The organism is Pseudomonas sp. E141, from assembly GCF_052659885.1.
This window is the reverse complement of record NZ_CP084024.1, coordinates 373,019-386,888: the sequence shown is the minus strand read 5'-3', so window position 1 is coordinate 386,888 and position 13,870 is coordinate 373,019. Positions and strand designations below refer to the sequence as shown.

At 60.8% G+C, this 13,870-nt stretch carries 5 protein-coding genes; 4 read left to right on the top strand and 1 reads right to left on the bottom strand.

Features of this window, described 5'->3' with window-relative positions:
* The first annotated feature begins 45 nt into the window (after window positions 1–45).
* From purH to GKKCFE_RS01610, 4 genes are all read left to right on the top strand, one after another.
* On the top strand, window positions 46–1,653 hold the full coding sequence (gene purH / locus GKKCFE_RS01625; protein WP_339491699.1) for a bifunctional phosphoribosylaminoimidazolecarboxamide formyltransferase/IMP cyclohydrolase: 1,608 nt from the start codon (window positions 46–48) through the stop codon (window positions 1,651–1,653).
* A 173-nt stretch (window positions 1,654–1,826) separates the two neighbouring features.
* Window positions 1,827–3,122 carry a phosphoribosylamine--glycine ligase gene (gene purD, locus GKKCFE_RS01620; protein WP_339491698.1) on the top strand — a complete coding sequence of 432 codons (1,296 nt, stop codon included), beginning with the start codon at window positions 1,827–1,829 and terminating at the stop codon, window positions 3,120–3,122.
* A gap of 99 nt (window positions 3,123–3,221) precedes the next feature.
* Window positions 3,222–5,996: a hybrid sensor histidine kinase/response regulator gene (locus GKKCFE_RS01615; RefSeq protein ID WP_076382840.1), complete on the top strand. Its 2,775-nt coding sequence runs from the start codon at window positions 3,222–3,224 to the stop codon at window positions 5,994–5,996.
* Between the two features lie 63 nt (window positions 5,997–6,059).
* A complete protein-coding gene (locus GKKCFE_RS01610) occupies window positions 6,060–6,656 on the top strand; it encodes a MarC family protein (protein WP_047227382.1) in 597 nt (198 codons plus the stop codon).
* 54 nt (window positions 6,657–6,710) lie between these two features.
* On the opposite strand, the gene GKKCFE_RS01605 is transcribed toward GKKCFE_RS01610, so the two are convergent.
* Window positions 6,711–13,781 carry a TcdA/TcdB pore-forming domain-containing protein gene (locus tag GKKCFE_RS01605; protein WP_445577415.1) on the bottom strand — a complete coding sequence of 2,357 codons (7,071 nt, stop codon included), beginning with the start codon at window positions 13,779–13,781 and terminating at the stop codon, window positions 6,711–6,713.
* Between the last annotated feature and the right edge of the window lie 89 nt (window positions 13,782–13,870).

Below are 13,870 nucleotides of genomic sequence, written 5' to 3'. Positions count from 1 at the left end.
GGTCGCCTTTTTTGCTGACTTCCCTTGCTTTTGATGGAAATTGAAATGACCGACCAGACCACCCGCCTGCCGATCCGCCGCGCCTTGATCAGCGTTTCCGACAAGACCGGGATCCTCGAATTCGCCCGCGAACTGCAACAGCTGGGCGTCGAGATCCTCTCCACCGGCGGGACCTTCAAGCTGCTGCAGGACAACGGCGTCGCCGCAGTGGAAGTCGCGGACTACACCGGTTTTGCGGAAATGATGGACGGTCGGGTCAAGACCCTGCACCCGAAGATCCACGGCGGGATCCTGGGTCGTCGCGGCATCGACGACGCCATCATGAACGAGCACGGCATCAAGCCGATCGACCTGGTGGCCGTCAACCTCTACCCGTTCGAAGCCACCATCAGCAAGCCAGGTTGCGACCTGCCGACCGCCATTGAAAACATCGACATCGGCGGCCCGACCATGGTCCGCTCGGCGGCCAAGAACCACAAAGACGTGGCCATCGTGGTCAACGCCAGTGACTACGCCAGCGTGCTGGAAAACCTCAAGGCCGGTGGCCTGACCTACGCCCAGCGTTTCGACCTGATGCTCAAGGCCTTTGAACACACCGCCGCCTACGACGGCATGATCGCCAACTACATGGGCACCGTGAACCAGGCCGCTGAAACCCTGTCGACCGAAGGCCGCAGCGAATTCCCACGCACCTTCAACACCCAGTTCATCAAGGCCCAGGAAATGCGCTACGGCGAGAACCCGCACCAGAGCGCGGCGTTCTACGTGGAAGCCAAGCCGGCCGAAGTCGGTATCGCCACCGCCACCCAGTTGCAAGGCAAGGAACTGTCATTCAACAACGTGGCCGACACCGATGCGGCGCTGGAATGCGTCAAGAGCTTCGTCAAGCCAGCCTGCGTGATCGTCAAGCACGCCAACCCGTGCGGCGTGGCCGTCAGCCCGGACGCCGAGGGCGGCATCCGCCAGGCCTACGAACTGGCCTACGCCACCGACACCGAATCGGCCTTCGGCGGCATCATCGCCTTCAACCGTGAACTGGACGCCGAAACCGCCAAGGCCATCGTCGAGCGTCAGTTCGTCGAAGTGATCATCGCCCCTTCGGTCAGCGAAGAAGCCCGTGCCATCGTCGCCGCCAAGGCCAACGTGCGCCTGCTGGCCTGCGGTCAATGGTCGGCCGACCGCGCGCCGGCCTGGGACTACAAGCGTGTCAACGGCGGCCTGCTGGTACAAAGTCGCGACATCGGCATGATCGGCAGCGAAGATTTGAAAGTGGTGACCAAGCGCGCCCCAAGCGAGCAGGAAATCAACGATTTGATCTTCGCCTGGAAAGTCGCCAAGTACGTCAAGTCCAACGCCATTGTCTACGCCAAGAACCGCCAGACCATCGGCGTCGGCGCCGGCCAGATGAGCCGCGTGAACTCGGCCCGCATCGCCGCGATCAAGGCTGAACACGCCGGTTTGCAGGTACAGGGCGCGGTCATGGCCTCCGATGCGTTCTTCCCGTTCCGCGACGGCATCGACAACGCGGCCAAGGTCGGCATCACTGCGGTGATCCAGCCGGGTGGTTCGATGCGTGACAGCGAAGTGATTGCCGCCGCTGATGAGGCAGGGATTGCGATGGTGTTCACGGGAATGCGTCATTTCAGGCACTGAGTGGCGGCAGCTAAAAGCCTCAAGCTGCAAGCGGCAAGAAAAGAGCAGATAGATGTCGTTCTTTTTACCGGTGCAGCCTTACTAATTCAAAGCCAAAAGCTGCAAACAAGAGCTACGCGTATTCGCTCTTACTTGCAGCTTGTAGCTTGCAGCTTCTCCGAAGGAGTCTTTCTTTGAACATTTTGATCATTGGCAGCGGTGGCCGTGAACACGCCCTGGCCTGGAAAGTGGCTCAGGATCCGCGTGTGCAGAAGGTTTTCGTGGCACCGGGCAATGCCGGTACCGCCATCGAAGCCAAATGCGAAAACGTCGCCATCGACGTGCTGGCCCTGGAACAACTGGCCGACTTCGCCGAGAAGAACGTCTCACTGACCATCGTCGGCCCGGAAGTGCCGCTGGTCGCCGGCGTGGTCGACCTGTTCCGTTCCCGTGGCCTGGACTGCTTCGGCCCGACGTCCGGAGCCGCACAGCTGGAAGGCTCGAAAGCCTTTACCAAGGATTTCCTGGCACGTCACAAGATTCCGACCGCCGACTACCAGAACTTCACCGAGATCGATCCGGCCCTGGCTTACCTGCGCGAAAAAGGCGCGCCGATCGTGATCAAGGCCGACGGCCTGGCCGCCGGTAAAGGCGTGATCGTAGCCATGACCCTGGCCGAAGCCGAAGACGCCGTGCGCGACATGCTGGCCGGCAATGCCTTCGGGGACGCCGGTTCCCGGGTGGTGATCGAAGAGTTCCTCGACGGCGAAGAAGCCAGCTTCATCGTCATGGTCGATGGCAAGAACGTCCTGCCAATGGCCACCAGCCAGGACCACAAACGTGTTGGCGATGGCGACAGCGGCCCGAACACCGGTGGCATGGGTGCCTACTCCCCTGCCCCGGTGGTCACTACCGAGGTCCATCAGCGGGTCATGGACCAGGTCATCTGGCCGACCGTGCGCGGCATGGCCGAGGAAGGCAACGTCTACACCGGCTTCCTGTATGCCGGCCTGATGATCGACAAGGCTGGTAACCCAAAAGTCATCGAATTCAACTGCCGTTTCGGCGATCCTGAGACCCAGCCGGTGATGCTGCGCCTGCAATCGAGCCTGGTGCTGCTGGTCGAAGCGGCCCTGGCCCAGGCTCTGGACAAGGTCGAAGCCCAGTGGGATCCGCGTCCGAGCGTCGGTGTGGTACTGGCAGCCGGGGGTTATCCGGGCGACTACGCTAAAGGTAATGCGATACAAGGCCTGGAGGCTGCAGCCGGGCTTGAAGGCAAGGTTTTCCATGCGGGGACCGCGCTGAAGGATGGCCAGGTGGTCACCGCCGGCGGTCGCGTACTTTGCGCCACCGCCATGGGGTCCAGTGTCGACGCGGCTCAGCAGCAGGCCTACAAGCTTGCCGCCGAGATCGACTGGGAAGGCTGTTTCTACCGCAAGGACATTGGCTACCGTGCCATTGCCCGCGAGCGTGGCGAAAATCTGGAATAACCCGGCCATTCAGACCGGCAAGCGCCCATGGCCCTTGCCTGTCTGCTCCGGCGCCGCGCATAGTTATAATCTGGCATCAACCTACGAAGGGATTTCGCCGTGCGCTGGCTCAGGATTGCCATAGGTTTAACCGTCACCCTGCTGACACTGCTCTGCACGCTCCCGGCTCAGGCCGCGCCAGGCAGTGGCTGGGCGGTATTGCTCGACGAACAGGGCGACCTGAAGCTGAGCGACATCCGTTCTGCCCGCTACACCAATCAATTCAGCCCCATCGACCTGGACCGCCTGAAGGCCGCCGAGCCGGGTGGGGCATTGTGGTTGCGTTTCCGGCTGGCCCCCGACCCACATGAACAAATACTGCGTATCTTTGCACCCGACCTGTCTCGCCTGAACCTCTATGTGCTGGACGGCGATACCCTGGTGGACCAACAGGTCGGCGGCGATGCCCTGCCCCGTATCGAACAACCCCTGCCCAGCAGCGATTACATGCTGGCCCTGCCGCGCAGCGACAAACAGCTGGACGTCTACCTGCGCCTGGCGTCCCGGCACGAACTGCGGCCCTATGTCACCCTGGAAACGGCGATTCAGGCGGCGGCCAACCAGAACCAGACGCTGATCTACGGGTTGCTGTTCGGCTGCATCGCGATGCTGATCCTGCACAACCTGACCCGCTACGCCTATACCCGCTCACGCAGTTGCCTGTGGCTGGCGGCCTGCGAAGGGTTGTTGATGCTCAGCCTGGTGCTGCTGTTGAACCTGGCTGGAGCCTGGCTGCCCGACTGGCCGGCCATTCAGACGCCGGGGGCCTATCTGGCCCTGCTGCTGACCGCGCCCTGCGGCCTGATGTTCGCCTACCGCTTCTTCGCCCCCCTGGGGCCGCACCCGTTGAACCGGCTGCTGCTGGGAGACATCGTGTTCATCACGCTCTGCAGCCTGCTGCTGTTGTTCGTGAACACACTGCCGCTCAATATCATGACCTATGCCCTGGTCGCGCTGGCCGGCCTGAGCATGCTGTTTGTCAGCGCCTGGCACTGGCAAAAGGGCTATCGCCCGGCACGGCTGTTTGTCGCCGCCATGGTGGTTTTCAACCTGGGCACGCTGATCATCCTGCCGGCCCTGCAAGGGCTGACGGAAGTCGCTCCCCAGGGCCTGATCATCACCCTGCTGGGGTTCATCTGCGTCAGCGGACTGCTGATGAGTGTCGCCCTGGGTGAGCGCCAGCGCTCGATCAACGAGAGCCGTTTCAGCATCAGCCGCGACCTGGCGGCGAGCAATGCCGAGATCAATGCCAAGGCCGAGTTCCTGGCCAAGATCAGCCACGAAATCCGTACGCCGATGAACGGCGTACTGGGCATGACCGAACTGCTGCTGGGCACGCCGCTGTCGGTCAAGCAGCGCGATTACGTGCAGACGATCCACAGCGCCGGCAACGAACTGCTGACCCTGATCAACGAGATCCTCGACATTTCCCGGCTGGAGTCCGGGCAGATCGAACTGGACGACGTGCAGTTCGACCTCAATGCGCTGATCGAGGACTGCCTGAGTATCTTCCGCGCCAAGGCCGAACAGCAGAATGTCGAACTGATCAGCTTTATCCAACCCCAGGTGCCGCGAGTGATCAGCGGTGACCCGACACGGTTGCGCCAGGCGCTACTGAGCCTGCTGGAAAACGCCCTGAAAAAAACCGACGAGGGCGAAGTGTTGATCGTCGTTGCGCTGGACGAGCGCAGCAATCAGCCGCGCCTGCGCATCGCGGTGCAGGACAGCGGAACACCCATGGACGCCGAAGAGCGCGACACGCTGATGCATGCCGAATTGCACAGCAAGAACTTCCTCTCGGCCACCCGCCTGGGCGGCAACCTAGGCCTGGTCATCGCCCGTCAATTGATCATGCTGATGCACGGCGAGTTCGGCATCAAAAGCGGCAGCAACCAGGGCAGTACCTTGTGGCTGACCTTGCCCCTGGACCCGGATCGCCTCGAACATCCGACTTCCGACCTCGACAGTCCGCTGCAAGGGGCGCGGGTGTTGATCGTCGACGACAATGACACTTGCCGCAAAGTGCTCGTGCAGCAATGCAGCGCCTGGGGCCTGAACGTCAGCGCCGTACCATCGGGCAAGGAAGCCCTGGCGCTGCTGCGCACCAAGGCGCACCTGCGGGACTACTTCGACGTGGTGCTGCTGGACCAGAACATGCCCGGCATGACCGGCATGCAACTGGCGGCCAAGATCAAGGAAGACCCGAGCCTGAATCACGACATCCTGTTGATCATGCTCACCGGCATCAGCAACGCGCCGAGCAAGGTCGTGGCTCGCAACAGCGGGGTCAAGCGCATCCTCGCCAAACCGGTGGCCGGCTATACCCTCAAGACTACCCTGGCGGACGAACTCAACCAGCGCAACAAAGGCCAGGCGCCGAGCATTCCGATGGGCGCCGGTCCTGTCGTTCCGGTAAAAGTGCCCAGCGACTTCCGCATCCTGGTGGCCGAAGACAACAGCATTTCCACCAAGGTCATCCGTGGCATGCTCGGCAAGCTCAACCTGCAACCCGATACCGCCAGCAACGGCGAGGAAGCCCTCAAGGCCATGAAGGAGCAGCGCTACGACCTGGTCTTGATGGACTGCGAAATGCCTATCCTCGACGGCTTTTCCGCCACCCAGCAACTGCGTGCCTGGGAAATGGGTAACCAGCGAACCCGCACCCCCGTGGTCGCGCTCACCGCGCACATCCTGGCCGAACACAAGGAGCGCGCCCGTCAGGCCGGGATGGACGGCCATATGGCCAAACCGGTGGAACTGTCGCAACTGCGCGAGCTGATCGAACACTGGGTGGCCCAGCGCGACCAGCAGAATCGTACAGCGCAGACGTCCTGACCCGACAGACACCAAAACGCCTGATAGACTCCCCGACGTCTTTCTCCGCCTTGAGCCTCGACCATGCTTCATGTGTTGTTCAGCGTTTATCTGAAGATGCTGGTGCTCTACAGCCCCTTCTTCGTGCTGTCGTGTTTTATCGGCCTGACTCGCGGCTACTCGCGCAAGGAACAACGGCGCCTGGCCTGGAAAGTCGCGATCGCGACGCTGGTGTCCAGCGTATTGCTGTATTTGTTCGGACGGGTGATTTTCAGCGTGTTCGGCATCACCGTGGATGCGTTCCGAATCGGCGCCGGCAGCGTGCTGTTCATTTCGGCGCTGGGCATGGCCCAAGGCAAATCAGCCGTACAGACAGATAATGTTCAGCAGGACGTGACCATTGTCCCGCTGACCATTCCGTTGACGGTCGGCCCCGGCACCATTGGCGCCCTGCTGGTGATGGGCGTGAGCCAGCCGCACTGGGACGACAAACTCATGGCCATCATCAGCATCGCCCTGGCCAGCTTTACCGTCGGCGTGGTGCTTTACCTGTCCAGCCGCATCGAGCGAATTCTCGGTGACCAGGGCTTACAGATTGTCAGCCGCCTGATGGGGTTGTTTGTCTGCGCGTTGGCCGCGCAGATCATCTTTACCGGGGTCAGAGGCTATCTGGTGCCCTGACACAGCAGCGGTCTGCTTGCGACGTAAGACCCCAGCGCGAATATCGGACCGTGGTCAACTCACCAGATTGCTTTCCTCCTCATACGATACGTACAACTCTTTGAGCGCGACACCGTTGCTGGCATTCTGCAAAGCACCCAACTGCTCAATCAGTGTCGAGACGGTGTAATGCCGGTTTCCTCCAAAGCTGAGCACGACTTCTCCGCGCAAGTTGACATCCGCCGCATACACTTCACGAAAAATCACACTGTGCCCACTGTTCGGGTCGATGATCACCAGATGTTCATGGATGGGGCTCAGCAACAACTGGTCAGGCTCATCGTGCTCCCAGATCAACTTACCGGGGATTGTCTGCGCGCTGCCCAGCGAGTGCCGGCAATCGAGAATGACCGACTTGACTCTCAACCAGGCCGCTTTCGACAACCTGTAACTCACCGCGCCTTGTCCCATGCGCAGGACCAGAGTCGTAACATCGTCCGGCATCAGCGCAAGAAGATCATCAACCTTCATCTGGCCCTCAATAGCCAGAACCTCGGCATCACGCCGGATGTAACTGAGTGGCCCAAGATGCTCCATACCCGGCAAGGTCAGCAGCTTTCCGTTCCTGCTTTCATGAAGCAGCACGTTGCTCCGCTGCTGGGTGCCCAATAGTTCAAAGGACTCTGGAATGACCGTCTTGGGAACCCGAATCACACGCTCGGTCTCGGCGACGAACCATTGCAGGTTACCGGGCTCCTCCACTGACAGCAGTGCGCTGCGAAATGGCTGGGCCGCCAGCTGTTTGAGGCCCTCGAGCTTCCGGCCACCTTGTGCGACGACCCATTCGTGAGTGACGCCGGTAATCAACGCCGGCTCCCGGTCTCGCAGCACAACCACCACGCCCTCGAATGTCACGCCACGCAGCCCCACTCCTTCGACCGTCAGTTCGACAAACTGCCAGGGCGCCCATGCACGCTCCGCGGCGGGTAATGCATCAGCCTGCAGCAACTGCGAACCCTGGCCAAAAGCGGACTCCAGTTTCTGCGGATCGATGAATGCCTGGCGATAGACTTCGCCACTCGATACATCGAACAGCCAGGCCGCTTCGCTATCCGGGGTAACGCCGAGCAGGCGCACTTGCTTTGCATGCCCCCATTCAGCCAGCAACAATCGGTTGCCGACGTACCAGGCACACAACCTCGCGTCACCGTTCAAGTGGGTCAAGCCGATCAGGGCAAAGCTGTCGGTTGCGTATTGCCGGGCCAAGGGCTCCAATGCGGACCACCAGTGCGCCCGATCCTTGAGCCACACTTCACTCAAACCGCCCAAGGCCAGTCTGCCCTGGCTCGTCAGGTTGAAGAACAGGCCCTCTGACGTCAGGGCGACGTAGCCGCCGTCAACCGCCATGACGTTTTCCAGCTTCTGCGGGCGCATCCATGTTTCGGACCAGTGTCCCTTTCCCGCCACCTCGGTACGTTGCTTGCGACACAGTTCCTGTCTGAGCCGGTCATAGATGACAAACACATCGCTGTCGCCCGCCGGTGTCAGCAACGTCAGGTCAGTCATGTGCTTGATCGAGTCGGCCCAGCCACGGTGATGGTTGCGGCGGGGTGAGGGACGGATGATCAAGTGATCGCTGCGGCGAACCCAGGCCATGTCCCGCCACTGCGCCTCGGGCTTCCAGCAAACCGAAACAAAGGGGGCAGGCCGCCAGTTGACGGTGATGAAGCTGTCCTTTTCGCTGGCGGATGGGGTAAAGGGGTAGCCGTTACCAAGGATCAGCGACCAGTCGGCCAGTGTTTCGCTGGCACTCAGGACCGACTCCAATGCCAAGTCCAGGTCCCGAGAGATCGAACTGAGCAGCAGTTGCCCCTCATGTATCACATAAACCAGAACATCGCGGGCCTGATCCTTGCGGGTGATTTGCTGAACGACATGAATCACCCCCTGTGCATCCACCTCGACGCGCTTGATGGTGCTTGCGACATTGCTTGCGCCCCACAGCCAATAACGATGGCTCAACAGCCCGGTCACCGCGTCGACTTGCCAGATGATCAGGTTCTGCGGGTCGTAGAAGTAACAGGAAGCACCCGCCACCGCTCCCAACACAGCGGCATCGACACCCGGCATATCGTCACGGATGTACAGGAAGCGGTCCTCCTTCGCGTCGTACCAGGCCGTAACGTAGCGGGGTTCGTCCGGTGCCTCGAACGGAATCAGATAATGGTGCACCGCCGTATACGGCATCACCAGGCGGTGCTTTTGAGCCAGAGTCTTGAGGTGCCCCTGCAACGCCTGTCGACTCATGCCCGGTGGCACATCCTGCTCGACGAGGGTGAGTTTGCATGCCTGCAGCTCAACCTGAAACACTTGATTGTCGGAGATCTTGAGCACAATTTCATGGCTCCCCGTTCCCGTTAGCGTCACCTGGAGCTCACCGATAAACAGTTTCCCTGAACCCTCGAAACGGATGTCGCTCTCGCCGACCCAAGGGGCGTCCAATACCCAACTGGACTTCTGCGCAGGCCCCGACTCAAGGATCAGGCCCACGCCGGGATTGAGTCCCAACGCGCAGCGTTTTCCGGCACCCCGAATCCGATAGGCTACCTTTGCGTGCCAGACGGCAGGGAGAACGGGCACCACCAGCGAGCGATCGACGGAATCGAGCCACACATCGATCACTGTTGGCCGATAGTCAGGCACCATGCGGTAGAGGATGTAGTCGCTGGGAAACGAATAGAACGAAAACAGGAACAGCCAGCCACCATCCGCTTTCCTTTTTTCCAGACGCCGGGCCGTGTCGAAACCGGTGTCATGGCGCAGGCTCGCGAAGGGCAGCGCCTTGTACTCGTAGCGATAACAGGTTTGCGGTGTGCAAGGCAGGACGACGACCTGGTCTGCCGGCGGCGTGAACTTGACCCGACCTGGCAGATTCAGCTCTCGACGGATATCGATTGCCCGGCGGTAATCGTCATCAAAGGTCGGCACGCCGAAATGATCACGTAGCGGATACAGCCTGGGGCTGTCCAGCACGAGCTCGGAGCGGGTCAGGTCCAGCGTCTGAACGATCAACGAAGAACGCGGCAGCCATGCCCCACTGCGGGCATCAAAGTGATAAGGCTGAAGATGAGCTTTTGTAGCCTCATCGAAGAAAAGCCCGACTTGCTTGGCTTCTTCAGCAATGGTGGCGAAACCCTGGGCCAGCGCGGCCACCCCCACCGCCAGCCCGCCCAGCATCACCGCGGCGCCGCCCAAAAACGCTCCGGCGGTGGTGGCACCGGCGGCGTAAGCGCCTACCGACAACGCCAGACCGGCCGAGTCGAACGCCAGTTGGGTGCCGAACTGCGCGCGTTCCACTTCGTTTCGGGCAGTCGACAACTGATAGATGTCGAAGCCGACATTCGCCAGTTGCAGCAGCCCCCCTGTCGCTTCGCTCACGCTGCTTCCCACCGCCGCCTTCACCACTGGCGCGACGGTACGGGCAATCAGTTTTTCTTCAGCCAGTGCCTGACGCACCAGCCCCACCAGGCCCGCGATATCCACCACGTTGCCGTGAACCAATTGCGCGTAATTGACATAGCCATGCAAGCGCACCGCCAGTGTCAGGGAGCGATCAGGCCCTTCCTGCCGTCTCAATGCATTCATCAATGCCTGTATGGCGAAACCGGCGTTCAGGGTATGGACGCTGCCCACTTCGGTGGGATCGCTGGGCACGGACGGTTTATTGGCCAAGGCTGAAAAACGTTCCGAGAGGTAGCTTTTTATACGCAAGAGTCGATGGTCGTCAGTGACGACCCGTACCAGGTGCTCGGGACTCTCAGGATCGATCAGGCTTATGCGGTACGATCCGTTCGACATGACCTCCAGGGTTTCGAACAACGGCACAAGGCCTGATGCCAATTGACCCGCCTGCTGAAGATGGGCCGTTGCCTGCGCGATCTGTTGCCCCCACCACTGGCCATCCAGCGCCAGCAGACAGTTGCCCAGTCGAGGATTACTCTGCAGCGACTGCCCCCGGGCATTGGCCAGGCGCTGCCTGACCGGGCGCAGCGCCTGCCCGGGCAGCGCGCCGGGTTGCAGCAGTTTGGAAACTTCAATTGCACCAGACAATGCCAGGCTCGCCACCTTGGCACCGTCCAGGTCGATGAGATCGAAGGTCGGGCGCGCCGCATCGCCATACGCGGCGTAATAACTGGCCATCTCGTGCTGAAGGAAGAACTGCTCCAAGGCTTGCCTGAAGCGTGTCGCCTGCTGGAACTCGAATACGCCAAAGTTCGGATCGTAGAAGTGATACGTACTGCGCTCCCCCTCTAGGGTCTTGGCCACCAGCATGGCGTGATTGTCGGAGTTGAGCATCAGCGTGCTGGTCGTTGTCCTGGCTTGCAGAATGTCCACCACCGCATTCAGATCCGAGCGCGCCAACCCACGGCCGACGTCGCCGATCTGCACGTCGCGCAACGACTCCACGCAGTTGAGGAACGTCTGCGAATCACTGGCCTGAGGCTCGATCACCCCCAGGTAGAACCGCTCACGCAAGGTGTTGACCGCAACCTTGTCCTGCGACAAGGCAGCTGCCATTGCCAGGGCCAAGGGATAACAACGTCCGCCCACCCTGTCGCCATCGCCCTGGAGCAGCAGATCCTGAGGTACAAGCTTGATTGTGTCGGCATCGAAATCGTCCAGGACAGTACCGAGGCGTTCAACGACCCGGACACGGTATTCAAGCTTCGCCACCTGGCGGATCCGCGCGACGTGCTGGCCCCATTGGCGCAATGTCAAAGGCTGCTCCAGGGCGTTTTTCTTCAGGGCCAGGGCGGTTTCCTCATGCCCTGGCGGATACTCGGCCGCACTGGCAAGCCCGGCCAGAAAAGCCGGCGCCTTACGTTGGTACAACGCATGCTCGATCGTTGCATAGCCGCCGGCGCTTCCCTGGTTCGCGACGTTGTTGGCCAGGTTATCCAACTGCGGGCGTACCGCATCGAAGCTGCGATTATCCAAGGCCGTCGCACCGGTCAAGCCCCCCAGCAGCAGACGTTGCAGGGGACTCAATTGAGCGACTTCAAAATCACCTTTGGCGAGGCGCTCCAGAAGCTCAACGACGGACAACCGGCGCGTTTGCTGATCGCTCAACGATGCTGGCGGCAACGCACTGGCGCTTTGGGCGAGGATCGACTGACGTTCATCAAAACCCAGCGGTATCGCCTTGTCGAAAATCACCGTCCCGTCATGGCCCAGACTCATCATCTGCATGAACGGCTTACCCAGCTCATCGGCAAGATGCTGCAAAAGCTCGGTGGACAACACATGTCGCCCCTCGATCACCGGCCAGCCTTCATCGAACTGGAGCGTACGGTATTTGAGCAGCTCGGCCATATCGCCGGCATAACGAGCCTTGAACCGGCCCTCTTGCCAGCGTTTTTTCTCGTTAACGAGCCATTGCCCGGTGTCACTTTCGTTTTCCTTCCAGGAGTGATCCAGCTCCTCCTCGGTGGCCCCATTGACGCTGCCGACGGCGGCGATGGCCGCCTCCGCGCGCCACTGCTCGGCGGTTCGCGGGGTGAAATGCGCCCGGTGGTAATCGGCCATCCCCTCGCGCATGGCGGCTGGGCCGGTCAGGTAGATCGTCACTTCGCTCTGGGGGCGGATACCGTCGCTGTAGTAAGTGGCGGCCGCCTCCACCAGAAACGCCGCGGCCATTTCCGCTTCCGGCGACAGTTCGTGAAACGCACCGAAAACCTGCGTTGCGGCCTGACGCGCAAGGCCGATCATGCTCTGGGCATCGGTAAGGGCAACGTTTTGCTCATCGGCCAGGCGCGCGGTGGCATCGACGATTTCATAGTTGAGCCTGAAACGCTCGAGCACGGTTTTGAGCATCGCCGCCCCAGGGTGGCCCATCAAAAAAGCGTTGCTCAACGAGTTTCGCGCGGCAACGGCGCGCAGCTCGTACGGACGCGCCAGACGCTCCACCGGCGGGCGAAAAACGCGGTTCAACTCGGGCTGGCTTTTAGCGAACCGCTCCAGCGCATCGCGATGCTGCGACGGGATCGCGTGGAGATAATCCGTGTACTGGCTGCGCAATGCCTGACGGCCGGGCATCCAATCCGGGTTTCGATCAAGCAACAACTGCAACACCCCCAGGCGCGCGTCGGTCTTGAACTCACGAATGTCCACCTCCCCCAGTTTCTCCAGCAAGGGCGGCAGGTGATCGATATCGACATAGCTGCCCCCTTCGGCGAACAGGGCTTCGACACGCACAATGTCGGAGCCCCCGGCAAACATGCCACGCAGACTGATCTCGCGCTCGTAGATATCCCGCAAGTGAAGGGGTGCTTGACCGGCGGCAACGTCGCGCAGGCTCAGGCAACCCTCAGCCAAGGCCGTGAGGCTGAGGCGGTTATCGTTCATCAGGGTATTGAGCCGCGCCTTATCCTGGCCGTAGGCGCGAACCAGCAGATCGATTCGAGCCTCATCGGCACTGCCGCCGTTCTTCACAACCTTGGTGATATGCGCATACATCTGCTGCTTCAGGACGATGGCGCGTTCTTCATAACGGTCGCCCAACTCCAACGGATCGACACTGGCCTGCCCGCCATTGAGCATGGCATCGGCCTTCGCGGCTTCGACAATGATCCGGTTGGTCTCATAGGCCAGCAGCGCGTCGCTGTCATACCAGAGACTGAGGCGATAGCCCTGCGGGCCCATCACCTTTTTCCAGATATTGATGTAATCACGCTGAATCGCCCCGACGCCGCCCCCAAGCCAGACAAAATGCAGGTTTTTCGGCACTTCGGTAGCGGGTAGTTTCAACTGCTCGAAGCTGTTGTGCAGGCGCGCTTCGAAACCCTCGATTTTGTTTTGTATCTGCGCCAGGTTCGCAGGCCCGGCGCCATCGGTGCTCAGCGGCTCCGGCGCACGACGGCGCCGGCTGTTTCCCTGCAAGGTTCCCACCGCCTGCTTGAGCAGCCCCAACGGTTCCAACATGCGCGCAGAATCCAACAGGGCAATACAACCAAAGTAATACCGAAGCACCGAATCATATTGTTCCGAACCCTTGTACGGTATTAAGGCCTGTTCAAGATCCTTTAGTTTCAACAAACTCACAAAATCGACGTAGTCATCCGCCGATGAACGCTCAGGTTCACTCATAAACAATACTTCCATTTATCGTATATAACAGGACAGCCTTGCACGATGACCGCCGACAAGCGCTTCCAAGCACTCGGGCAGCCTCTGCA